This is a genomic window from Prochlorococcus marinus str. GP2, assembly GCF_000759885.1.
Classification (GTDB): Bacteria; Cyanobacteriota; Cyanobacteriia; order PCC-6307; family Cyanobiaceae; genus Prochlorococcus_A; species Prochlorococcus_A marinus_J.
In genome coordinates this window covers 228,689-250,760 of the sequence record NZ_JNAH01000003.1, presented here as the reverse complement: position 1 = coordinate 250,760, position 22,072 = coordinate 228,689, and the positions used below count along the sequence as shown (strand labels likewise).

The following is a 22,072-nucleotide window of genomic DNA, read 5'->3' as shown; positions in this document are numbered from 1 at the left end:
TAAAATAATCATAAAAAGTCTTTTATTGTAAAAAGACTTTTTAATTTGACATTTTCATCTTCAAGGGCTTCTAATCCCCCTTCTTGCCTATCAACTATAGACAAAACTTCCTCAACAACATAATTATTTTCGCGTAACTTTTTTATAGCTTTTATCACTGAACCAGCAGTAGTAACAACATCCTCTAAAACAGTTACCAAAGTTCCTTCTTCTAATGAGGGGCCCTCTATTCCAGCTTTGGTACCATATTTTTTGACTTCTTTACGAATTATTAACCCATCAAGGTCTAGCCCATGCAAAGCGGCTTTTAGAATTAATCCACTTACTATAGGGTCTGCACCTAATGTCAATCCTGCTACAGCTTTTGATCTTGAGTCCTTTAACTCTAAAAATAAATCACTTATTAAGTTTAAGCCTTCGCCATTTAATGAAACTGGTTTACAGTTCAAGTAATGAATGCTTTTTTTTCCTGAAGATAAAGTGAAGTTTCCTTTCTTATAAGATTTTTCAATTAACTGTTTTAACAATTTTGCTTTTTTTAAATCATACTTATCTGAAAATTTGCCCATTAGTAAAAGTTAAATTTATATCTAAAGATTAGAAGAAAAAAAGAAATCTCACAAAAACTTCCTAATGAGGTTTTTTTTGAAATATTATTTTTATATTGTATATTGAAATTCAATGTAATTTAAAATTACATAAATCCCATTGGGGGTGTAGCAATCTGGTGAATGCACCAAACTCATAATTTGGCTAAGGCGAGTTCGATCCTCGCCACCCCCATTATTCATTTGTCATTGAATGAAAATAACTCTTCTTTTAATAATATTATTTTTCCCAGCTTTTTTCGCAGCTAGTGAACTATCTTTTTTACTAATAAGGCCAAGCCAAGTTTTAAGGCTAATAGAAGAAAAAAAGAAAGGAGCATTTTCTATTCTAAAAATTCAAAAAAGATTTAGATCCTCCTTAATTGCATCTCAATTTGGAGTAACAATTTCATTGATTGCTATTGGGTGGCTCAGTAATAGCATGGCAAATGATTATTGGAAAAGAAATATTTTACAAAATAGATTTTATGATCTTATGCTTTTTTTATTTGTGGTTTTAGTAGTTACTCTGGTCTCTGGACTAATTCCTAAGGCCTTAGTAATTAATAATCCAGAATCTGCTGCACTAAGGTTAACCACCATATTCGATGCAGTAAGAAAAGGCATGCAACCAATAATTACAATAATCGAATTCTTTGTAAGCGCTTGTTTAGGCTTATTCAATTTAAATAACAAATGGGATTCTTTAAATTCGGCTTTATCCGCAAGCGAATTAGAAACTCTTATAGAGACAGATAACGTTACTGGTTTAAAACCAGATGAAAAGAATATTCTTGAAGGAGTTTTTGCTCTAAAAGATACGCAGGTAAAAGAAGTAATGATTCCAAGATCTGAAATGGTAACTTTGCCAAAAAACATAACCTTTTCAGAACTTATGAAACAAGTAGATAAAACTCGCCATGCACGCTTCTTTGTGATTGGTGAGTCTTTAGATGATGTATTAGGTGTATTAGATTTACGTTATTTAGCTAAGCCAATATCAAAGAGTGAAATGGAAGCTGATACATTGTTGGAGCCCTTCCTTTTACCAGTGACAAAAATAATAGAAACATGTTCATTAGCAGAAATATTTCCGATAGTAAGAGACTACAATCCTTTCTTACTTGTAGTTGATGAACACGGTGGAACAGAGGGGCTCATAACTGCAGCTGATTTAAATGGAGAAATAGTTGGAGAGGAAATGCTTAACAATAGAGTTTATTCAGATATGAGAATGTTAGATAATTTTTCTAAAAAATGGTCAATAGCTGGAAAATCAGAAATTATAGATATCAATAAAAAGTTAGGATGTTCTATTCCAGAGGGTGCAGACTATCATACCCTTGCTGGATTTCTTTTAGAAAAATTTCAAATGGTTCCAAAAATTGGCGACGTTTTAGAGTTTAATAAAACTAAATTTGAAGTTATTTCTATGTCAGGTCCGAAAATTGATCGTGTTAAAATAATTCTTCCCAAAAGCTAAATGTGGCGCCCCATAGAGGATAATAATAAATAATATTTAAATTTGGAATTATGCAACCAACCTCATCACCCGTAAAGGTTGGAGTCATAGGGATAGGGAATATGGGCTGGCATCATGCTCGTGTACTCAGTTTACTGAAAGATGCAAATCTCATTGGAGTCGCAGATCCAAATGAAGAGAGAGGAAAATTAGCTATTGAGCAGTTTAATTGCGAATGGTTCGAGGATTATAAGGACCTAATTCCAAAAGTTGATGCTATCTGTATCGCTGTACCTACACTACTTCATCAAAAAGTAGGACTAGATTGTCTAAAGGGAGGTACTAACGTTCTCATTGAAAAACCAATTGCAGCAAACGAGTTGGAAGCAAAATCTTTAATAGAGGCCGCTAATGCAAGTAATTGTCTATTACAAGTTGGGCATATTGAAAGATTTAATCCTGCTTTTAGAGAATTAAATAAAATAGTAAATAATGAAGAAATTGTTGTTTTGGAAGCAAGGAGGCACAGTCCTCATGCAGATAGAGCAAATGATGTTTCTGTAGTAATGGATTTAATGATTCATGACATTGATCTTATTTTAGAGCTTGCAAACTCAAAAATACAAAAATTAGCTGCTGTTGGAGGAAGAAATAGCGAAGGATTGATAGATTATGTCAATGCTACTTTAGTTTTTAAAAATAATGTAATTGCAAGCTTAACTGCCAGCAAAATGAGTCACAAAAAAATTAGAACTTTAAGTGCTCACTGCCAAAATGGTCTAGTAGAGACTGATTTCTTAAATCACTCTTTACAAATCCATCGAAAGTCTCATGAATCATACACAGCAGAGCATGGAGAATTAGTTTATAGAAATGATGGATATGTCGAAGAAGTTAGCACAACTTCCATTGAACCTCTTTATGCAGAACTGGAGCATTTTCTTAAATGCGTTCAGGGCAAAGAAAAGCCTGAGGTAGATGGGGAGCAAGCCTCAAGAGCATTAAAAATTGCTGATTTTATAGAGAGTGCTGTAGATAATTCTGGAGATGCGATTTTACTTGAAAATCCCTTCTAATAAAAACAATTTAAACTAAAAGAATTTTTATTTAAATCCAACTGCAGCTTGCCAAACAAATACCAATAAAAAGAAGAATAAAGGAATAAGTGGAAGAACATCAACAGTTGGGGCAAAGGCCTTGTAAGCCTCGGGCAATTCAGCGAATGTATTAAATAGAATGAGCACCTTTTTTGATAATTTAATTAATTATGATAAGACGTTACCACGTATAGTGAGCAATAGAGGATGTTTTCCAAGGAGCGAAATCATTTGTAAAACAATTATCTTTAATTGCAGTAGAAATTGCATTGGTAAATCTTATTAAGTGAGCAATATTATGCAAACTTATGAGGGTTAGGCCTAATATTTCGTCATTTCTAATTAGATGGTGCAAATATGCTCGAGAATACGACTTACATGTCTCGCATTTACAAGTTTTGTCAATTGGAGAAAAGTCATTTTTAAATCGCGCATTTCGCAAGTTCAATCTTTCATCATTAAAAATTGCAGTCCCATGTCTTCCTAGTCTTGTAGGCAAAACACAGTCAAATATATCGAATCCATTTGCAACAGCCAAAGAAATTTCTCTTAAAGAGCCAATTCCCATTAAATATCTTGGTTTATTTATTGGTAAGAATTTCGGGACGTAATTAATTACACTATGTATTTCTTCGACTGCCTCGCCAACACTTACACCTCCCACTGCTATTCCAGGCAGATCAAAAGAACTTGTATATTTTGCGCTATATTCTCTCAATCTTGGATACTTACCACCTTGAACTATACCGAATAATGCTTGATTAGATTTCTTATGAGTCTCGACACATTTTTGCAACCATGAATGAGTTCTTTGTAAAGAGTCCTCAATATCATTTTCGTTAGCTGTATGTGGAGGACAATGATCAAAAGCCATCGCAACATCCGATCCAAGATCCATTTGAATCTGCATTACTTTTTCAGGTGATAGAAAAACATGACTACCATCTCTTGGATTTTTAAATTCCACTCCTTTATTAGAAATATTGTTTAACTTAGCCAAACTAAAAACTTGATATCCCCCTGAATCAGTAAGAATAGGCTTAGGCCAATTCATGAACTTATGAATTCCGCCAGATTCTTTAATTAATTTTTCTCCAGGTTGTAAATGAAGATGAAAGGTATTCGAGAGAATCATTTCTGATCCTGTAGAGGTTAACTGCTTAGATGAAATTCCTTTAACCGTTGCCAAAGTACCCACAGGCATAAATTTTGGTGTATTTACCTCACCATTTGGTGTATGAAATATACCTGTTCTTGCTCCTGTATTACTGCAATTCGATGTTATTTCAAATTCAAACACGATAATTTATAAAATTTTTTGATCCTTTTTCATTAATCTAACCTATTATTTAATATTGAATCTATTTTTATCTCATCAAAAAATATTTAATAAACAATTTGGCAGGCTCTTGGATTTTCTATACGACATTTCCAAAGATACCTTTAATTAAACCGGAATTTAAAAATATTGCACAATTTGCCCCGCCTTTAGGATTTTTTATTGGAACAATACAGAGTTATATTTTTATTTTTCTAAGATCAAACTCTTGGTCAATTTATGCATCTGCATTAATTTGTTTGGCTTGTGGATATTTAATTACTGGTGGCCTACACCTTGATGGTTTAATGGATACTTTCGATGGTATTTTTGCAGGTAAAAAGAGACGTTTAAAAGCCATGAAAGACAGTAAAGTTGGTTCCTTTGGCGTTCAAGCTTTAGTTTTTATAACTTTAATTCAAATTGCTTGCATACTGAAAATTCAAAACCTAATAATTTTTGTTTTACCTATATGCTTATTTTGGGGTAGATTTTCAAATTTATTTTTTATAGAAAAGTTTAAATATATTAGTTATAAGAAAAAATCTATTAGTCACAAAAAGTTTTGGAATGGATTTAAAAAAGAATCTTTGATCTCCATTATTTTTCTTTTAATTTTCATTGCATACCAATTTGTTTCAATTACATCCCAAGCAATATTAATTAAATTTTTAATTCTTATTTTGATTGGCATTTTTCTAAGCTATTCTATCCCAAACATACTTGGTAAAAAAATTGGGGGCTTTAATGGAGATGCCTGCGGTGCAAGTGTTGTACTAGTTGAAACTGCAATGTTGTTCATGCATGCAATTCTTTTATAGGTAGTTCTAAATAAAAATTATTTTTCTTCTTAAGATTTTTTGATTTCTCAGTATTACCAATCGAGTTATTTTCCAGCAATCTCAAATCTCCTCCAATTTGTTTTGCTAATTTCCTCGCTAAGAAAAGTCCCACACCAGTGCCGTCCTTCTTTTTAGCGGCAGATCCTCTAAAACCTTTTTCAAAAATCTTCTCATTTTCATTTTTGCTTATTTTTTTACCATCATCAAATATACAAAGTCCATCGCTCGTAATTGCGAGTCCAATTTCAGCATCTTTTTGAGCATATTTAAACGCATTTTCTAATAAATTAGCCACAATTTCAGCAATAACAGCATATTTTGGCTTTAATGGCGAAATAGTCCAATCTGGCCAAAGAGAAGGTTCAGTCCAATCTCTATTCTCTAAGTCCGCATTAGCTTTACCCCTTTCTAATATTGGCCTCAATAAACTCTGAACAGTTATTACTTTTTTATTGTCTAAATTTGGTGGTAATAATAATCTTTCCTCTCCAATTTCCAGAGGAAGTTGAATAGGTGAATTTAATTGCGCAAAAGAATCCATATATTGATTAATTTGTTTTTGCTCTATTATCATGCGTTCGACTATTTCAATAGAATCATCATCTGAACCAAGTCTTTTTATAAGTAATTTTGCATATGTCCTTATAGCGGCCAATGGATTCCTTAATTGATGAATTATTACATTGACCTGATTTTTTAAATAATTGATTTCTTCATTTTTATTTTGACGTTCTAATTCGATAGAGACGCATTTAGCTAAAGATATTGAAAGCGCTTTTAATCTAGAGTCAAGAGATACTGGCCAATTCCCCCCTTTCAAATCAGTTTCTACCCTAAGGACGCCAAGTAAAATATCGTTTTCTTGAAGCGGGTACCATCTTCTATTAGGCGATGAAACTTTTAGTGAAGGATCATCTTCTATGGATGTAAGTAGCCTATCAATTTGTGGCCATTGACCAATCATTTCAAAAGATGCTTTAGTTCCTTGCTTAGCTGAAGCAAGATACATAACTAAATTAGTCACGCCCATTGAGCAACCAAAACTCTCTAGCTGTTTTATAATTAATTCTTCAAATTTTTTTGAAAGATTCATAATTAATGAAATTTAGAGAAATTTTTTTAAAAAAAACTTGAAAAAGGGCTTGTAAAATATGAAAAAAGTATTAAGATATATAAAGAGGTCTGACTTTAGCCAGCCTTAAATATGATTATTTAATCATATTTTAAGCTACATCAGGGGTTGATGGGTCCTCTATGTAATTTGAAGTGAATTTAAAATCACATATATAAGATTAGTAAATATAAATAAGACTAATCTCATTAATAATTTCAGGAGTACCAATCAATGTCAAAAAAAAGAAAAAGAATCAGCAGAAGAAGATTGGCTGGCCAAAGAGTAATGGCACATGTACCTATTTATCATATCGAAACTGGCAAACATAAACCAGTTACTGCTGCAAGAAGATTCATAGCTGAAAATGAATTATCTGCTCCTTCAGTTTTTAACGTTCGAAGAAATGAACATACTACTGATAGGTTTTTCTGGGGTGAAAAAGGCTTATTTAGTGCCCAATATGCTGAAGAAAATCATTTTTTATTTCCATCATTAAAAGTTGTAGTTGAAGGAATTGGAGAAGAAAAAATATTTGAAGGTCTTGAACTTACCGCAGATGATTGGGAAGAGATTGAAGAATACGAATATGCTTTTGTTTAAAAAATATTACTTATATTTGAACTAATAAGATTAATTAAATTGGAATCGATTTGATGAAATCCATGGAATTCTAATAATTCACATAATTCAGAAGACTTACTTTTTACCTTTTCATAAATAATCCTAGAAGCATCTATGGGCACGACGTCATCGAATAAACCATGACTAATGATTAATGGTGAGCATTTTTCTCCTGGGAACCAGTTGGGGTGAGGATAACCACTACAAGCAACAATTAATCCAAAATTTAATTTCAATCCTGCATCAATCGCCATTGCCGCCCCCTGAGAGAAACCCAACAAAATTGTTTTTTTTAATGGAATCTGATCAGTATCAAATTTTTTTAATGTAACTAAAAGTCTATTTACTTCCACCTCAGCTCCGTTCCAATCATGTGGGTATAATCCATACCACTGTCTTCCCTGACCACTTGGATGTAATCCAGGAGCCCTCAAAGAAATTACCTCAAAATCAAGATTTATTTTTTCTCTCAACTCCTTACCAAATATTAAAAGGTCATCTGAATCAGCTCCCCAACCATGCATCAAAATAATTCTATGAGTTGCAGTTTGAGAGCTAATCGAGACAAATTCATGATCGATGTCATATTTCATGTTTATATTCTTAAGTAAGTTAACTTTCCCATAATGTCACCATTAGCTTTAGTAAGTGTCTCTGATAAAAAAAATATAATCCAATTTTGTATGGAGTTGGTTGAAAAATTTGATTATAAAATTCTATCAAGTGGAGGAACTGCTAAACATCTAATAGAGGCAAAAGTTCCAGTTATTAAAGTTACAGAGTTCACTAATTCTCCTGAAATTCTTGGAGGAAGAGTAAAAACTTTGCACCCAAAAATACACGGAGGAATATTAGCCAAAAGAACTGATGAGGAACATAAAAGAGATATAGAAGCTAATGATCTTGAATTAATTGATTTAGTAGTTGTAAATTTATATCCTTTTAAAAAAACTGTAGAAAGCGGATCTAAATGGGAGGAAGCTATTGAAAACATCGATATCGGAGGACCATCAATGATTCGTTCAGCAGCTAAAAATCATAAAGACGTTTCAGTTTTAGTCGATCCAAGTCAGTATCAAAATTTTCTTGAAGAAAGTAAAAAAGGTAATTTAAAGGAGTCATACAAAGCAAAATTAGCCCTTGAAGCTTTCCAACATACAGCAGACTATGACACTGCAATATCTAATTGGATAAGAAAAGAAAAAGGTTTTGAATCCTCCAAATATATTGAATCTTATCCACTTATCAAAACCTTAAGATACGGGGAAAATCCTCATCAAAAGGCTTTTTGGTATGGTCTCAGTAATATTGGATGGAACTCAGCAGAACAATTACAAGGTAAAGAGTTAAGTTATAACAATTTATTGGATCTTGAATCTGCCGTCTCAACAGTTCTAGAATTCGGCTATGAAGAAAAAGTTAATCCCAAAGAAAACACTATTGCATCTGTTATTTTAAAGCACAACAATCCTTGTGGAGCATCTATAAGCGATTCTACCTCTAAAGCATTTTTGAACGCTTTAGAGTGTGATTCAGTTAGTGCATTTGGAGGAATAGTTGCTTTTAATTCAAATGTCGATACTGAAACCGCAATTAAACTTAAAGATATTTTCTTAGAGTGTGTAGTAGCTCCATCTTTTGATAAAGAAGCTCTAGAAATTTTAAAAATCAAAAAGAATTTAAGAATTCTAAAGTTATCAAAAAATATGCTTCCTAAAAAGAATCAAACTTCTAATAAATCCATTATGGGAGGATTACTTGTTCAGGATACTGATGATAGTGAAGACAAAAATGAAAATTGGATTTCAGTAACTAGAAATATTCCGAGTAATCAAATAAACTTTGATCTAAATTTTGCATGGAAAATTTGTAAACACGTGAAATCAAATGCAATTGTTATTGCAAAAGGCCAAAAAACCATTGGTATTGGAGCTGGACAAATGAATAGAGTTGGAGCCGCAAGAATTGCATTAAAAGCGGCGGGAAGTTTATGTTCTGATGCAGTCTTGGCGAGCGATGGATTTTTACCTTTTGCTGATACTGTCGAACTTGCACATGAGTATGGTATCAAAGCTATTATCCAACCTGGAGGTAGTCTCAGAGACCAAGAAAGTATTGATATGTGCGATTCGAAAGGAATTTCAATGGTATTTACGCAAAAAAGGCATTTTTTGCATTAAGTTAAGTTGATTTTGGATAATATGTAATTTTATTAGTCTTTCTAAATAAAGAAAGCCTACCAGGACCTGCACATAGAAAGTATAAAGAAATAGCCCCATATATGAAAGACAATTCGAAGGCATAATTATGTCCTTCAACTACTGCAAGGGGAAAACCTTCTAGACCAGTATCTAGGAGATGAAAATAAACAGCAAATGCCATAGTGGAGAAAAGACCTAGAGAAGAGAGCCTTGCAAATATCCCTAAAGCCAACCCTACTGGGCATACTAATTGAGTAATCGCCGCTCCAAAAGTCCAAATGACAGGATCTCCCGGTAAAAATGGGAAATACTTACCAACTACAAACTCAGCAAAACCCTGAGGATCTTGAAGTTTCTCTAAGCCATGATGAATCATCAAAGCACAAAAACCAATTCGTAAAACAAAAATTGAAAGCTCTCCAAGTATATTAACTTCTGAACCTGAAGATGAATTAGCAACTACAACTTCAACTTTTTGGGGAGCTTTAGTTCTATTCATACTTGCAGTTTGAACCTGATTAGTTTGTGAATTGTCTTCCATACTTTATAATTTTTTTATTATTCTAAATAATAATGTAGATATTTTGAATTATCTGACTAATAAATTAAAAAAAATAATTAAAGTTATAAATCAAATAAAAAATTTAAGAAGCAATATCAACTAACTTCTCAATAACATCTGCGACAACTTTATCAGGAGTTGATGCACCTGAGGTAATTCCAACATTAATTTTTCCACTGGGTAAAAAATTCTTTTTAAGTTCTAAATCTGATCCTAGGGGCTTATGTAATATTGAGTTTTCTTCAACTGATATCCTCTCTGGCGTATCTATATGAAAAGAGGAAATATTTTTAGTAATTGCTATTTCTTGTAAGTGAGTAGTATTAGAAGAATTGAAGCCTCCAATAACGACAAGAATATCAAGGTCTTCATCAACCAAAGAGAACATTGCATCTTGTCTTTCTTCAGTTGCATCACAAATAGTATTAAAAGCTAAGAAGTGGCTATTTAAGTTTTCTGGTCCGAATTTTTTTAACATCGTTCTTTCAAAAACTTTTCCAATTTCTTCAGTCTCACTTTTAAGCATAGTTGTCTGGTTAGCAACTCCCACTCTATCTAAATCTTGATCAGGATCGAATCCATTAGAACAAGCTTTAGCAAATTTGTTCATAAATTCTTTTCTATTACCTCTACCCATAATGTATTCAGATACATAATTTGCTTCTTCTAGATCAAGTACAACTAAATATTTATCTGCAAATGAACTAGTAGCAAGAGTCTCCTCATGCTTAAATTTTCCATGGATTATGGATGTGAAAACATGTTTTTTATGTTTCTCCACAGTATGCCAAACCTTAGAAACCCATGGACAAGTTGTATCTATGATATGACAACCTTTCTCATGAAGGAGTTTCATCTCTTGAACAGTAGCTCCGAAAGCAGGCAGAATAACTACATCACCATTAGAAACTAACGAAAAATCTTTAATTCCATTTTTAGCTGAAATGAATTTTACATTCATTTTCCTTAAATGATCGTTAACTGAGGGATTATGAATTATTTCGTTTGTTATCCAAATATTCTCATTAGGGTAATGTCTTCTAGTCTCATAAGCCATTGCTACAGCTCTTTCAACACCCCAACAAAACCCGAAGGCTTGAGCCAACTTAATGTTTAACCTGCCTTTAGTATAAGTAAAACCATTATCTCTTATAGAACTTATCAGATCACTTTGATAAGCTTCTTCTAAAGCTTGAGCTCTTTTTGTTGGAGAATCAAAGCCTCTTCTATTATATCTATCAGAATGATGAAGGGACCTTCTAAAAGCTTGTGTATCCATCTTTTGATATTACAACATTTCAAATAATTTTCGTAAAAAAAAAGAAACCTGACATAAGTCAGGTTTCTAAAGTAAATTTTAAATTTGATTATTTAGCAGATGCAAAGTCTGGATATGCTTCCATTCCGTGCTCTCCTATATCTAGGCCTTGAGTCTCTTCCTCTTCAGATACTCGGATTCCACCGAATAATCCTCCAATTACAGACCAAGCAATCCAACAAGTAACTAGTGTCCAAATAGCATATGCTGCTGCACCAAGAGCTTGAACAAGAAGAAGGTTAATACCTCCACCATTGAACAATCCCATACCAGCACCATCTCCTTGAACAGCTGTACCCCATAGACCGATAACTACAGTACCCCATACACCACAAACTCCGTGAACAGAGAATGCACCAACAGGGTCGTCTATCTCAGCAGCATCAAGAGCTGCAACAGAGAATACAACGATAATTCCACCAACTAGTCCTGCAAACCAGGCTCCAGCAAGTGTCATATCGCCACAACCAGCAGTGATACTAACTAAACCAGCAAGGATTCCGTTAATAATCATTGTAAGGTCAGGCTTACCAGAAGTTAATGTTGAAACAATAGTTGCTCCAATAGCTCCAGCTGCTGCTGCCAAAGTAGTTGTTACAGCAACATATGGAACCCATTGGTCCATAGCAAGTTGAGAACCGGGGTTAAATCCATACCAACCTATCCATAGAACTAATGCACCCAAAGTAGCTATGGCCATGTTGTGACCTGGCATAGCCTGTGGTTTTCCATCAGAGTATTTGCCAATTCTTGGTCCAAGAAGCATAGCTCCTACAAGACCTGCCCATGCTCCAACTGAGTGAACAATTGAAGAACCAGCAAAATCAACAAAACCTAAAGAATCAAGCCAACCACCATTCCATTTCCAGCTACCAGCAATTGGATATATAAATGCAGTTAATACAATAGCAAAAACAACAAATTCTCCAAATTTAACTCTTTCAGCAACAAGACCGGAAACGATAGTTGCCGCAGTTCCTGCAAATGCAGACTGGAACAAGAAATCAACAGTTGGAACTAACCCAGCATCAGTTACCATATCTGCAGTAACTGTTGGATCAAAAAATAGGCCTCCAAAATAAAGCCATCCGTCAGCAACACTTCCTCCGTACATTAATGAATAGCCGATAAACCAATAAGAAGTTACAGCTAGAGCGAATACAAAGAGGTTTTTAGCAAGGATGTTAACAGCGTTCTTAGAACGGCACATACCTGCCTCAACCATAGCGAAACCGGCGTTCATAAAGATCACTAGAATAGTAGCGATCAAAAGCCATAAATTGTTAGCAAGAAAAGCTGCATTCAACTCAGGTAAATCAGCTGCGTGAGCTGAAAGATTAAAAATACCTAAACCAAACAAAGCTAGGGGAACAGTTGCAAGCCACAACATAGAGCGGTTTGAACTAAATCCTCGAATACTCCTCAAAAGGAGCATAGGTCCATTAACAAGACTTGCATCTTGAAGTTTGGACCTAGAGCGCCTTTGAGGCGTTTGCAAAGCAGTGGTCATAAAAAAAAATTAGATCTGCAAAAAAACAGTTTGTGCTGTTTCCTTTCAAATTTAAATTTATTCAAAAAACTTATCCGTGTCTAGTAGTTGTTTATACCATTTTTATAGTTGCACCCTAAAAAATTATTTGTTAAATTGAAAAATTATTTTTTTTGGATTTCAAAATATCAAGTTTTTTATTTATTTCAAAGGTTTAATTCCATTCCATGATACGTGGTCTTTATGAAATTCAAAAGAACATGGGATTGTTATCATTCCTACACTTAAAGATTCTCTAAAAAGATTGCCATATAAGGGATCTGCTTCATCTCCAGGGGCAAAGAAACAAGCGTCTTTTCTCGTCATACATAGTATTAAAACACTTTTACTTTCAGGTATTAATTCCTTTAATTCCATAAGGTGTTTTTGCCCTCTTTTCGTTACTGTATCTGGGAAAAGAGCTATATTTTCTTTAATCCAAGTCGTATTTTTAACCTCGATGTAAATGTTACGTTTATCAGGATTTGAAGATTTTGGAGTTAAAAAAAAGTCAATTCTGCTTTTTTTATCTTTTCCATAGGGAACTTCAGATTTAATTGTCTCTATTTCTCCAATGAATTCTTTTAGAAAATTTTTCTCAATAACCTTTTTGATTAATTTATTTGCGAATAAAGTATTAATTCCCACCCAAACCTCATCATTTTTAGAATTGGAAACACATATCTGTTCCCAAGTAAAAGGTAATTTTCTTTTTGGAGAAGGGGAATAACTTATTCTTACTTTAGCTCCCTCACTCAAAAGTCCCTTCATTGGGCCTGTATTAGCACAATGAGCAGTTACTATATCTCCACTCTCTAATTTTATATCTGCAAGAAACCTTTTATACCTCTTAATTAAAACCCCTTCGATTAATGGATCAAATTCAATTATCCGATCATTCATAAATATGTCGTTAGTTAAAAATCAAATATAATTGAAACTTAAACTTCTTGAAAAATTTAGACAAATCCAAATGCATTCGTTTTTAAAAAATAATGTTTTTTCTATTTCGTTTGGTACTAGTCTTAGTAAATTAGCTGGATGCATAAGACAAATATCTATAGCCGCTGCTTTTGGAGTTGGGGTAACATACGACGCATTTAATTATGCCTATATAATTCCTGGTTTTTTGCTAATAATCGTTGGAGGGATTAATGGTCCCCTACATAACGCAGTCGTTGCAGTTCTAACTCCTCTTAACAAAAAAAATGGAGGGATTGTTTTAACTCAAGTAAGTATAAAACTTTCAATATTATTATTTGGTTTAGCTATATTGATTTATTTTAATTCCAGATTATTAATTGAATTACTAGCCCCCAATTTAAGTTATGAAGCTAAATCTATTGCAACTTATCAATTAAAAATACTTACGCCTTGTATTCCATTATCTGGCTTCATAGGTTTAAGCTTTGGCGCCTTAAATTCCCAAAAAAAATTCTTTTTATCAAGTATAAGTCCAGCAATAACTAGTCTAACCACTATTTTTTTTATTTTATTAAGTTGGATTTTCAACCAAGAAAATGAATATTCTCATTTCTTTACTTATACGGGATTACTTGCTTTTGCAACTTTGACAGGAACTTTAATTCAGTTTGTTATTCAAATTGCGGAAATAAATAAAATCGGTCTTTTGATACTAGAGTCAAACTTCCAATTATTTAATGATGAAGAAAAGAGGATTTTTAAACTAATTATTCCAGCATCTATCTCATCAGGTCTCAGTCAAATTAATGTTTTTATCGATATGTTTTTCGCTTCAAGTTTTCAAGGAGCAGCATCGGGACTAGCATACGGAAACTTTCTGATACAAGCCCCATTAGGCATATTATCTAACTCTTTGATTTTGCCATTACTTCCAAAATTCTCAAAATTTAGAAGTGAACAAGATAATAGAGGCCTCCAAAAACAATTGATATCTGGGGTAGAGTACTGTTTCTTGACAACTATTTTTTTAACCGGATTTTTCATAACATTTAATAATCAAATAGTAGAATTAATTTTTCAAAGAGGGGCTTTTGATTATTCAGCGAGTCTAAAAGTGAAGAATATATTAATTGCTTATGCCGTTGGCATACCTTTTTATCTTTGTAGGGATTTATTAGTAAGGACTTACTACTCAATAGAAAAAACAAAATTCCCTTTTAAAATCTCATTTGCTGGAATAATATTTAATATTTTTTTTGATTGGCTTTTAATTGGTGCACCGATTAAGAATTTTGAAAATCTTTCACCATACAATTTTGGAGTTGTAGGAATAATTTTATCTACTGTAATAGTAAACTTTTTAGTTTGTATTTTTCTTTCTTTCAATCTGCGAAATGAAAATATAAATTTGCCTAACTTAGATTTAGTAAGAAAAGTTATACTCATGTCACTAGCATCATTAATAGATAGCATGCTTTGTTTTAATATTTTTAAAACAACAAATAACTTTAATTCAAATTTCGGAGAAATTTTATTTTTAATATTTGGATCTCTAACTTTTTTTGCTATTTATTTTTTACTTACAAAATGCTTGAAAGTTAATAAATTTCAAGTTCATAAAAAAAAGATTTAGTTCTTAAAAAAAACTTTCCAAAATCTCTTCTAATTCTAGTATTTGGGAGGTGGTGATTAAATTAATAAGTGGAATACTGTTAACACCATCACCTACTTTTACATTTATTGCTTTCAAACTTATTTTTGCAGCCTCCAATGGGCCTTGATCATTATTGCTAATACATTCAATAGCAAGTAGTCTAGCCAGGCCAGCATCTCCAAGATATAGATTCCACTTTTCTATTTTTATAAAAATCTTTTCTGCAATAATATTTTCTAGATCACTTATTCGTATCTGAGAGTCCATAAAGAAAAAGATTGATTTAAGTTGTTTGTTTTGAAGTATCTTTAGGTTTTTTTATAATTACAAAAAGCAAATGGGAGATCAACAGAACTGACCAGAAAATTGCAAAATTATTAAAAAAAGCGATTTCATATTTAATTTCTTTTAAAAGCCAAGTGCCACTTAAAATCGCAGTAAATATCATGCAGTGAATAACAAAATTTACTATTCGAGAAAAATGTTTGTAGATTGGATCCTCTAAATCACCATTTCCGTACCACTTTATAGGCATAATAAAAATAAGATTGTTAATAATAGATATTTTACCCGACATCTAGTTGACTAAGAGACCCTGAAACAGAGATATTACATAATTATGCGCCTGTAGCTCAGTGGATTAGAGCACCTGACTACGGATCAGGGTGTCGGGAGTTCGAATCTCTCCAGGCGCGTTTAAAATTATGAAATATTCTTTTTATATTTTTACAAAAAATATCGTCTATATTATGGTTATTACTTAATCAAATTCAATGAATATTCTTCAAAATCTTAAAGAAAGTGATCCAGTAATATCTAATTTCATCAACTCTGAAAAAAACAGACAGGAAACCCATCTTGAGTTAATAGCAAGTGAAAATTTCACATCAATTGCTGTAATGCAGGCTCAAGGATCCGTCCTTACAAATAAATACGCTGAGGGATTACCTCAAAAAAGATATTATGGAGGATGCGAATTTGTTGATGAGATCGAAGAATTAGCTATCCAGAGAGCGAAAAAATTATTTAATGCAAATTGGGCTAATGTTCAACCCCATAGCGGAGCCCAGGCAAATGCTGCTGTTTTCCTAAGTTTACTCAAACCTGGAGACACAATTATGGGGATGGATTTATCTCATGGTGGGCATCTAACTCATGGATCTCCAGTAAATATGAGTGGCAAGTGGTTCAATGCAGTCCACTATGGTGTAAATAAAGAAACTAGTGAATTAAATTTTAATGAAATAAGAGAGATAGCAATAGAAACAAAACCAAAACTAATCATATGCGGATATTCTGCTTATCCAAGAACAATCGATTTTGAATCATTCAGGAATATTGCGGATGAAGTTGGTTCATTCTTAATGGCTGATATTGCACATATCGCTGGGCTCGTAGCAAGTAAACTTCACCCAAATCCAATACCTTATTGCGATGTAGTAACTACAACTACTCATAAAACATTAAGAGGGCCTAGAGGGGGACTTATCTTGTGTAAAGATGCAGAATTTGGAAAGAAATTTGATAAATCTGTTTTCCCTGGAACTCAGGGTGGCCCCCTAGAACATATTATTGCCGCTAAAGCAGTTGCATTTGGAGAAGCCTTGCAGCCAGATTTCGTTAATTACTCCCAACAAGTAATAAAAAATGCAAAAGTTCTAGCTTCAACTTTAATTAATAGAGGTATTGATATCGTTAGTGGAGGCACTGATAATCATATTGTTTTACTCGATTTAAGAAGTATCAATATGACTGGTAAAATTGCTGACTTGCTTGTAAGTGAGGTGAATATCACAGCAAATAAGAATACTGTTCCATTTGATCCTGAATCACCTTTTGTGACCAGCGGTCTAAGGTTAGGCACTGCTGCTTTAACTACCAGAGGCTTTAATGAGAATGCTTTTGCTGAAGTTGGCGAAATTATTGCTGATAGATTACTTAATCCAGACGATTCACTGATTGAAAGTCAATGTAAAGAGAGAGTATTAACCTTATGTAATCGTTTTCCTCTTTATGAAGGCAAACTCGAAGCATCAATAAAATGAGTCCTAATTCCAAGGGAGTTGAAATTCTTTCCATTGGAACAGAGCTACTTTTAGGAAATATTATAAATACAAATGCTCAATGGATTTCTGAACAGTTGTCCCAATTAGGTTTAGATCACTATAGGCAATCAACAGTGGGTGATAATAGCAATAGAATTATAAAAATAATTCAAGAAATATCCAAAAGAAGTAACCTTCTAATTACAACCGGTGGCTTGGGACCCACCCCAGATGACTTAACAACTGATGCAATAGCCAAATCATTTGATGTATCTCTTGTTGAAAGACCTGACTTATGGGATGAAATTAAAAAAAAACTTTCACACTCAAATCTCCAGGATGATTACTCTAGCTTAAGAAAACAATGTTTCTTCCCAAAAAATGCTCAAATAATTAATAACCCTAGGGGCACCGCCCCAGGAATGATATGGGAACCAATAAAAGGATTTACTATTCTTACTTTCCCTGGAGTACCAAGTGAAATGAAAACTATGTGGGAAGAGACGGCGTTTGAATTCATTAAAACCAATTTCTCAGATAGTTATTCTTTTTTTTCAAATACTCTTAAATTTGCGGGTATCGGAGAATCTAGCGTTGCAGAAAAAATTAATGATTTGTTAAATCTTAAAAACCCCACAGTTGCTCCATATGCAAACTTAGGAGAGGTTAAACTAAGAATCACAGCCAAAGCAAAGAATGGAGCGGAAGCAAAAAATATTATTAAACCTGTAAAAGAGAAGTTAAAAAAAGAGTTTTCAAACTTCATTTTTGGAGAGGATAATGAAACTCTCCCTATCGTTTTAATAAAAGAACTAATCAAGAGGAACCAAACTATTGTTTTTGCTGAATCATGTACTGGAGGTCTTCTATCTTCATCACTTACATCAATTTCAGGATCCTCTCAAGTTTTTCAGGGCAGTATTATTTCCTATAGTAATGAGCTAAAAAGTTCACTATTAAATATTTCGGAAGAAAAGCTTAATAAATATGGAGCTGTTTCTGAAGAAGTTTGTGAGACTATGGCAATTAATGTCAAAAATAAATTAGGAGCAGACTGGGCAATTGCTACCAGTGGAATTGCTGGTCCCAGTGGAGGCACTCAAGAAAAACCTGTTGGACTAGTTTATATTTCGATTGCAGGACCAAATAATCATATCACCAATATTAAAAAAATATTTAACACAACCCGAAATAGAATTGAAATTCAAACACTAAGTGTAAATGTGTGTTTGAACAGTCTCAGATTAATCTTATTATCAAATAGTAAGTAGTTATTTTTACAAATTGAGCCAAGATACCTTATTTGATAAAGTTTGGGATTTACACAAAGTTTCCAGTCTTCCTGGCGGCTCAGATCAAATTTTTATTGGTCTTCACCTTATCCATGAAGTAACAAGTCCTCAGGCATTTGGCGCGTTAAAAGACAAAAATTTAAAAGTAAAATTTCCTAATAGGACTATTGCTACAGTAGATCATATTGTGCCAACCGATAATCAAAGCAGACCTTTCAAAGATAATCTTGCAGAGCAAATGATTGAAACACTTGAAAAAAACTGCTTAGAACATAAAATAAGATTCTTTAATATTGGTAGTGGGAATCAAGGAATCGTACATGTAGTTGCCCCAGAATTGGGGTTAACACAGCCTGGTATGACAATCGCTTGTGGAGATTCTCATACTTCAACTCATGGGGCTTTTGGCTCAATTGCTTTTGGTATAGGTACAAGCCAAGTAAGAGATGTTCTTGCTACCCAAACCATAGCTATGAACAAATTGAAGGTAAGGCAAATTTGGTGTGAAAATAAATTACCTCATGGGGTTTATGCTAAGGATCTAGTGCTTCATATTATTAACGAACTTGGTGTAAAGGCTGGTGTAGGTTTCGCGTATGAATTCGCAGGGCCCGCGATCAATGAATTATCAATGGAAGAAAGAATGACAATATGCAATATGTCTATTGAAGGAGGAGCGAGATGTGGCTACATAAACCCTGATGAAAAGACTTTTAATTACATTAAAAATAAATTATGTGCGCCCAGAAACAAGAATTGGGATGAAGCGCTGTTATGGTGGAAATCATTAAAAAGCAATGCAAATTCTATTTATGATGATGTTATTAAATTTGATGCTTCAAAAGTAGAACCAACCGTAACCTGGGGAATTACACCAGGTCAAAGTGTGGGCATCGATCAAAAGATCCCTCTTTTAGAAGAATTATCTCCAAATGACCAATTAATTGCTGAAGAAGCTTATGAATATATGGGTTTCAAACCAGGTCAGTCAATTAAGAATACTCCAGTTGATGTCTGTTTCATAGGCAGTTGCACTAATGGAAGAATAAGTGACTTAAGAATTGCGGCTAAAGTATTAAAAGGCAAAAAAATATCAAGTAACATAAAAGCATTTGTAGTGCCAGGTTCAGAAAAAGTGGCCACTGAAGCACAACAAGAAGGGCTTGATAAGATTTTTAAGGATTCAGGATTTCAATGGAGAGAGCCAGGCTGCTCAATGTGTTTGGCAATGAATTCAGATAAGCTTATAGGTAATCAAGTAAGTGCAAGTTCTAGCAATAGAAATTTCAAAGGTAGGCAAGGATCTCCAAGCGGAAGAACACTTCTAATGAGTCCAGCAATGGTTGCTGCTGCTGCAATTAATGGCAAAGTCAGTGATGTTCGCGAATTAATCAACTAATGGAATCAGATTTTAGCCAACCAATTGGAAAAATCTTGCATATAAACGGGAAATGTATTTCCTTAAAAGGTAACGACATTGATACAGATCGAATAATTCCAGCACGTTTTTTAAAGTGCGTTAACTTTGATTCATTGGGCGAATCTGTTTTTGAAGACGATAGAAAGACTTTAAAGGGAAGGCATCCTTTTGATTTAGAGGAAAACCAAAATGCCTCTATATTAGTAGTTAACAGCAATTTTGGATGTGGATCCAGCAGAGAACATGCACCTCAGGCGCTTATGAGATGGGGTATAAAAGCGATAATAGGTGAGAGTTTTGCTGAAATTTTTTATAGCAATTGTATTGCAATTGGAATTCCATGTTTTACGCTCACGAAAAAATCAATACATGAGATTCAAGAATATAACGAAAATAAGAGTTTATTCTTAAAAATTGATCTAAAAAAATCGTTAGCTAAATCTGAACATTTAAATTTCGAACTCCAGATAAAAGAGAGTTCAAGAAATATGTTTTTATCTGGAGAGTGGGATGCTACAGCTACATTACTTAAAAACAATTCTTTAGTTGAAAAAAAGCTTGAAGAACTGCCTTATATTAAATTTAACTCTAGTAAGTAAACTTCTAGAAAAAAAAATTAAAAATAAAAAGGAATATATAATTCTTATAAATTAATTTTAATAAATTTAGCAATTTTTAAAAAATTAATCTTGAGGACTTTCTAAATCTTTTCTATTAGGTGTTCTAGTAGGGTCACTAGCCAAAAATCCGAAGAGAAAGATTCCAATAAAGAAAAAGACAATGGTGTATACAGAAATTTTAAGGGCAAGCATGGAATTACTAGTGCTGACAGATTTATATCCTATTAAATTTATATTTAAATTATGGTAAAAGGTTTACTTTTTGTATTTTTGGAAAATTTTGAAATACTTTAAAGACATTAATCATCATGATCATCCCAAGGATCAGTAAGCTTTTTCGCCTTAGGTCCAAAAGCAGTCCAAAGACCAAAACCAGTTAAAGCTAGAAGAATTACCAGAATTGTGACTGCTACGGAAACTGCAGGATCTGGAGCCGATGATAAAGTTTGCATCAATTTTGATAAGTTTGTAAACAATTTATGTATAAGTTCTTATACAATAGCGAAATAATATTCGATTTAGTGAATTCAACATGGGTCAAAAAACAGCTTTAGGAAGTCTTTTAAAGGCAATTGGTAATTCAGGTCAAGGAAAAGTTGTACCTGGTTGGGGTGCAGTTCCTATAATGACAGTTATAGGTTTACTACTACTTGTCTTTTTAGTTATCCTTCTTCAGATCTATAACCAATCCTTACTACTTCAAGGGTTCTCAGTTGATTGGAATGGAAACTAAAATCCTGAAACCGGTATCACGTTATTTATAAACTTGAATATTCTTTAAAAACTTTTTTGGAATATTGTTCACTTGGTTATAGTTTGCTTGTCTATTTATAATTTTTAAAGTAATAGATTTAGAAATACAACATGAAAGATATATATTTAATTGGATTGGGAAATCCAGGAAAAAAGTATTCAAAAAACAGACATAACATAGGTTTCATGCTGCTTCAAAATCTCTCGAAAAAATATAATTCAAATTTTTTATTAAAGGAAAAACTTAAAAGTTCCTGCTCTGAATTCAAGATCAAAGAATCCACTTACAGACTATTTTTACCTAATACATTTATGAATAATAGTGGTGATTCTGTCCGAGCAATAGTTGATTGGTACAAAATTAATTTAGATCAGATTTTCATCATTGTCGATGATAAAGATCTGCCCCTTGGAAAAATAAGATTTAGAAAAAAAGGGAGCTCAGGTGGACATAATGGTCTTAAAAGCATCATTGAACAATTGCAAACATCAAACTTTAATAGAATAAGAATTGGTATTGGGTCATCTCCACTAATTCAGGAAACAAACCAATTCAATACTATTTCTCATGTGTTAGGTAATATTTCGTCAGAAGAAAAATCAATATTAGATAAAGTCTTTAAGAAAGTCACAGAATCTCTTGAACAATTAAATACAAAAAAAGAGGAGCTTATAATAAATGAATTAAATTCCTTTGATAAAAACCAAAATTAA

The 22,072-nt window shown here is 33.0% G+C and carries 25 protein-coding genes and 2 tRNA genes; 14 read left to right on the top strand and 13 right to left on the bottom strand.

The features are described from left to right. Positions 1-8: 8 nt before the first annotated feature. The gene (pyrE, locus tag EU91_RS06300) at positions 9-569 is read right to left on the bottom strand and encodes an orotate phosphoribosyltransferase (RefSeq protein ID WP_032524033.1); all 561 of its coding nucleotides are present in this window, start codon (positions 567-569) and stop codon (positions 9-11) included. 141 nt (positions 570-710) lie between these two features. On the opposite strand from pyrE, the gene EU91_RS0108445 reads away from it, so the two are divergent. From EU91_RS0108445 to EU91_RS06310, 3 genes are all read left to right on the top strand, one after another. Next, positions 711-783 (top strand) — tRNA-Ile (locus EU91_RS0108445). A gap of 18 nt (positions 784-801) precedes the next feature. Beyond that, the gene (locus tag EU91_RS06305; RefSeq protein ID WP_032524032.1) at positions 802-2,070 is read left to right on the top strand and encodes a hemolysin family protein; all 1,269 of its coding nucleotides are present in this window, start codon (positions 802-804) and stop codon (positions 2,068-2,070) included. A 50-nt stretch (positions 2,071-2,120) separates the two neighbouring features. Beyond that, complete coding sequence (locus EU91_RS06310; RefSeq protein ID WP_032524031.1) at positions 2,121-3,125, top strand: Gfo/Idh/MocA family protein; 1,005 nt, start codon at positions 2,121-2,123, stop codon at positions 3,123-3,125. Positions 3,126-3,152: 27 nt separating this feature from the next. Here EU91_RS06310 and EU91_RS06315 read toward each other — a convergent pair whose 3' ends face one another. Then, the gene (locus tag EU91_RS06315) at positions 3,153-3,293 is read right to left on the bottom strand and encodes a photosystem II reaction center protein K (RefSeq protein WP_011375837.1); all 141 of its coding nucleotides are present in this window, start codon (positions 3,291-3,293) and stop codon (positions 3,153-3,155) included. Positions 3,294-3,327: 34 nt separating this feature from the next. Then, entirely contained in the window at positions 3,328-4,446 is a 1,119-nt protein-coding gene (gene tgt, locus EU91_RS06320) for a tRNA guanosine(34) transglycosylase Tgt (protein WP_032524030.1), read from the bottom strand. A 98-nt stretch (positions 4,447-4,544) separates the two neighbouring features. Between tgt and EU91_RS06325 the strand changes: the two genes are divergently transcribed. Then, positions 4,545-5,285: an adenosylcobinamide-GDP ribazoletransferase gene (locus EU91_RS06325; protein WP_032524029.1), complete on the top strand. Its 741-nt coding sequence runs from the start codon at positions 4,545-4,547 to the stop codon at positions 5,283-5,285. Here the strand turns inward: EU91_RS06325 and EU91_RS06330 are convergent. Next, on the bottom strand, positions 5,263-6,399 hold the full coding sequence (locus EU91_RS06330) for a sensor histidine kinase (protein WP_032524028.1): 1,137 nt from the start codon (positions 6,397-6,399) through the stop codon (positions 5,263-5,265). The two genes, EU91_RS06325 and EU91_RS06330, sit on opposite strands and share 23 nt — an antisense overlap. 252 nt (positions 6,400-6,651) lie before the next feature. Between EU91_RS06330 and EU91_RS06335 the strand changes: the two genes are divergently transcribed. Then, the gene (locus tag EU91_RS06335; protein ID WP_032524027.1) at positions 6,652-7,020 is read left to right on the top strand and encodes a DUF3155 domain-containing protein; all 369 of its coding nucleotides are present in this window, start codon (positions 6,652-6,654) and stop codon (positions 7,018-7,020) included. Here EU91_RS06335 and EU91_RS06340 read toward each other — a convergent pair. Continuing rightward, the gene (locus EU91_RS06340) at positions 7,017-7,634 is read right to left on the bottom strand and encodes an alpha/beta hydrolase (protein ID WP_032524026.1); all 618 of its coding nucleotides are present in this window, start codon (positions 7,632-7,634) and stop codon (positions 7,017-7,019) included. The genes EU91_RS06335 and EU91_RS06340 overlap by 4 nt on opposite strands. Before the next feature lie 33 nt (positions 7,635-7,667). Between EU91_RS06340 and purH the strand changes: the two genes are divergently transcribed. Beyond that, positions 7,668-9,221: a bifunctional phosphoribosylaminoimidazolecarboxamide formyltransferase/IMP cyclohydrolase gene (gene purH, locus EU91_RS06345; RefSeq protein ID WP_032524025.1), complete on the top strand. Its 1,554-nt coding sequence runs from the start codon at positions 7,668-7,670 to the stop codon at positions 9,219-9,221. 1 nt (position 9,222) lies between these two features. On the opposite strand, the gene EU91_RS06350 is transcribed toward purH, so the two are convergent. The 4 genes from EU91_RS06350 to sfsA form a co-directional block, all read right to left on the bottom strand. Next, positions 9,223-9,783: a DoxX family protein gene (locus tag EU91_RS06350; RefSeq protein ID WP_032524024.1), complete on the bottom strand. Its 561-nt coding sequence runs from the start codon at positions 9,781-9,783 to the stop codon at positions 9,223-9,225. Positions 9,784-9,886: 103 nt separating this feature from the next. Then, a complete protein-coding gene (locus EU91_RS06355) occupies positions 9,887-11,083 on the bottom strand; it encodes a 4-hydroxy-3-methylbut-2-enyl diphosphate reductase (protein ID WP_032524023.1) in 1,197 nt (398 codons plus the stop codon). Positions 11,084-11,171: 88 nt separating this feature from the next. Continuing rightward, complete coding sequence (locus EU91_RS06360; RefSeq protein WP_032522822.1) at positions 11,172-12,632, bottom strand: ammonium transporter; 1,461 nt, start codon at positions 12,630-12,632, stop codon at positions 11,172-11,174. Between the two features lie 180 nt (positions 12,633-12,812). After that, entirely contained in the window at positions 12,813-13,553 is a 741-nt protein-coding gene (gene sfsA, locus EU91_RS06365) for a DNA/RNA nuclease SfsA (protein WP_032524022.1), read from the bottom strand. A 70-nt stretch (positions 13,554-13,623) separates the two neighbouring features. On the opposite strand from sfsA, the gene murJ reads away from it, so the two are divergent. Then, positions 13,624-15,207 (top strand): murein biosynthesis integral membrane protein MurJ, encoded by a 1,584-nt coding sequence (gene murJ, locus EU91_RS06370; protein WP_032524193.1) that lies wholly within the window; start codon positions 13,624-13,626, stop codon positions 15,205-15,207. Positions 15,208-15,210: 3 nt separating this feature from the next. Here the strand turns inward: murJ and EU91_RS06375 are convergent, their stop codons facing one another. Next, positions 15,211-15,495 carry a DUF3181 family protein gene (locus EU91_RS06375; RefSeq protein ID WP_032524021.1) on the bottom strand — a complete coding sequence of 95 codons (285 nt, stop codon included), beginning with the start codon at positions 15,493-15,495 and terminating at the stop codon, positions 15,211-15,213. 16 nt (positions 15,496-15,511) lie between these two features. After that, positions 15,512-15,763, bottom strand: coding sequence for a hypothetical protein (locus tag EU91_RS0108440; protein WP_032524192.1), 252 nt, complete (start codon positions 15,761-15,763; stop codon positions 15,512-15,514). 86 nt (positions 15,764-15,849) lie between these two features. Between EU91_RS0108440 and EU91_RS06380 the strand changes: the two genes are divergently transcribed. From EU91_RS06380 to leuD, 5 genes are all read left to right on the top strand, one after another. Beyond that, positions 15,850-15,923 (top strand) — tRNA-Arg (locus tag EU91_RS06380). A gap of 78 nt (positions 15,924-16,001) precedes the next feature. Beyond that, positions 16,002-17,273, top strand: coding sequence for a serine hydroxymethyltransferase (gene glyA, locus EU91_RS06385; protein WP_032524020.1), 1,272 nt, complete (start codon positions 16,002-16,004; stop codon positions 17,271-17,273). Continuing rightward, positions 17,270-18,544: a competence/damage-inducible protein A gene (locus EU91_RS06390; RefSeq protein ID WP_032524019.1), complete on the top strand. Its 1,275-nt coding sequence runs from the start codon at positions 17,270-17,272 to the stop codon at positions 18,542-18,544. Before glyA ends, EU91_RS06390 begins: the two co-directional genes overlap by 4 nt. Positions 18,545-18,557: 13 nt before the next feature. Next, on the top strand, positions 18,558-19,964 hold the full coding sequence (gene leuC, locus EU91_RS06395) for a 3-isopropylmalate dehydratase large subunit (protein ID WP_032524018.1): 1,407 nt from the start codon (positions 18,558-18,560) through the stop codon (positions 19,962-19,964). Beyond that, positions 19,964-20,584: a 3-isopropylmalate dehydratase small subunit gene (gene leuD / locus EU91_RS06400; RefSeq protein ID WP_032524017.1), complete on the top strand. Its 621-nt coding sequence runs from the start codon at positions 19,964-19,966 to the stop codon at positions 20,582-20,584. The genes leuC and leuD overlap by 1 nt, the downstream gene beginning before the upstream one ends. An 84-nt stretch (positions 20,585-20,668) precedes the next feature. On the opposite strand, the gene EU91_RS06405 is transcribed toward leuD, so the two are convergent. Both EU91_RS06405 and psbN read right to left on the bottom strand, forming a co-directional pair. Continuing rightward, complete coding sequence (locus tag EU91_RS06405; protein WP_019474154.1) at positions 20,669-20,797, bottom strand: photosystem II reaction center protein I; 129 nt, start codon at positions 20,795-20,797, stop codon at positions 20,669-20,671. Between the two features lie 107 nt (positions 20,798-20,904). Then, positions 20,905-21,057: a photosystem II reaction center protein PsbN gene (psbN, locus tag EU91_RS06410; RefSeq protein WP_032524016.1), complete on the bottom strand. Its 153-nt coding sequence runs from the start codon at positions 21,055-21,057 to the stop codon at positions 20,905-20,907. An 80-nt stretch (positions 21,058-21,137) separates the two neighbouring features. Here psbN and psbH point away from each other — a divergent pair, with 80 nt between their 5' ends. Together psbH and pth are read left to right on the top strand one after the other, a co-directional pair. Continuing rightward, positions 21,138-21,338: a photosystem II reaction center phosphoprotein PsbH gene (gene psbH, locus EU91_RS06415; protein ID WP_032519647.1), complete on the top strand. Its 201-nt coding sequence runs from the start codon at positions 21,138-21,140 to the stop codon at positions 21,336-21,338. A gap of 131 nt (positions 21,339-21,469) precedes the next feature. Continuing rightward, the gene (gene pth, locus EU91_RS06420) at positions 21,470-22,072 is read left to right on the top strand and encodes an aminoacyl-tRNA hydrolase (RefSeq protein WP_032524015.1); all 603 of its coding nucleotides are present in this window, start codon (positions 21,470-21,472) and stop codon (positions 22,070-22,072) included.

Excerpts from the sequence above, each read along its gene's own strand:
- pyrE (WP_032524033.1), bottom strand. The coding sequence starts at position 569 with ATGGGCAAATTTTCAGATAAGTATGATTTAAAAAAAGCAAAATTGTTA.
- EU91_RS06305 (WP_032524032.1), top strand. The coding sequence starts at position 802 with ATGAAAATAACTCTTCTTTTAATAATATTATTTTTCCCAGCTTTTTTC.
- EU91_RS06310 (WP_032524031.1), top strand. The coding sequence starts at position 2,121 with ATGCAACCAACCTCATCACCCGTAAAGGTTGGAGTCATAGGGATAGGG.
- EU91_RS06330 (WP_032524028.1), bottom strand. The coding sequence starts at position 6,399 with ATGAATCTTTCAAAAAAATTTGAAGAATTAATTATAAAACAGCTAGAG.
- EU91_RS06335 (WP_032524027.1), top strand. The coding sequence starts at position 6,652 with ATGTCAAAAAAAAGAAAAAGAATCAGCAGAAGAAGATTGGCTGGCCAA.
- EU91_RS06340 (WP_032524026.1), bottom strand. The coding sequence starts at position 7,634 with ATGAAATATGACATCGATCATGAATTTGTCTCGATTAGCTCTCAAACT.
- purH (WP_032524025.1), top strand. The coding sequence starts at position 7,668 with ATGTCACCATTAGCTTTAGTAAGTGTCTCTGATAAAAAAAATATAATC.
- EU91_RS06350 (WP_032524024.1), bottom strand. The coding sequence starts at position 9,783 with ATGGAAGACAATTCACAAACTAATCAGGTTCAAACTGCAAGTATGAAT.
- EU91_RS06355 (WP_032524023.1), bottom strand. The coding sequence starts at position 11,083 with ATGGATACACAAGCTTTTAGAAGGTCCCTTCATCATTCTGATAGATAT.
- EU91_RS06360 (WP_032522822.1), bottom strand. The coding sequence starts at position 12,632 with ATGACCACTGCTTTGCAAACGCCTCAAAGGCGCTCTAGGTCCAAACTT.
- sfsA (WP_032524022.1), bottom strand. The coding sequence starts at position 13,553 with ATGAATGATCGGATAATTGAATTTGATCCATTAATCGAAGGGGTTTTA.
- murJ (WP_032524193.1), top strand. The coding sequence starts at position 13,624 with ATGCATTCGTTTTTAAAAAATAATGTTTTTTCTATTTCGTTTGGTACT.
- EU91_RS06375 (WP_032524021.1), bottom strand. The coding sequence starts at position 15,495 with ATGGACTCTCAGATACGAATAAGTGATCTAGAAAATATTATTGCAGAA.
- EU91_RS0108440 (WP_032524192.1), bottom strand. The coding sequence starts at position 15,763 with ATGCCTATAAAGTGGTACGGAAATGGTGATTTAGAGGATCCAATCTAC.
- glyA (WP_032524020.1), top strand. The coding sequence starts at position 16,002 with ATGAATATTCTTCAAAATCTTAAAGAAAGTGATCCAGTAATATCTAAT.
- EU91_RS06390 (WP_032524019.1), top strand. The coding sequence starts at position 17,270 with ATGAGTCCTAATTCCAAGGGAGTTGAAATTCTTTCCATTGGAACAGAG.
- leuD (WP_032524017.1), top strand. The coding sequence starts at position 19,964 with ATGGAATCAGATTTTAGCCAACCAATTGGAAAAATCTTGCATATAAAC.
- EU91_RS06405 (WP_019474154.1), bottom strand. The coding sequence starts at position 20,797 with ATGCTTGCCCTTAAAATTTCTGTATACACCATTGTCTTTTTCTTTATT.
- psbN (WP_032524016.1), bottom strand. The coding sequence starts at position 21,057 with ATGCAAACTTTATCATCGGCTCCAGATCCTGCAGTTTCCGTAGCAGTC.
- psbH (WP_032519647.1), top strand. The coding sequence starts at position 21,138 with ATGGGTCAAAAAACAGCTTTAGGAAGTCTTTTAAAGGCAATTGGTAAT.
- pth (WP_032524015.1), top strand. The coding sequence starts at position 21,470 with ATGAAAGATATATATTTAATTGGATTGGGAAATCCAGGAAAAAAGTAT.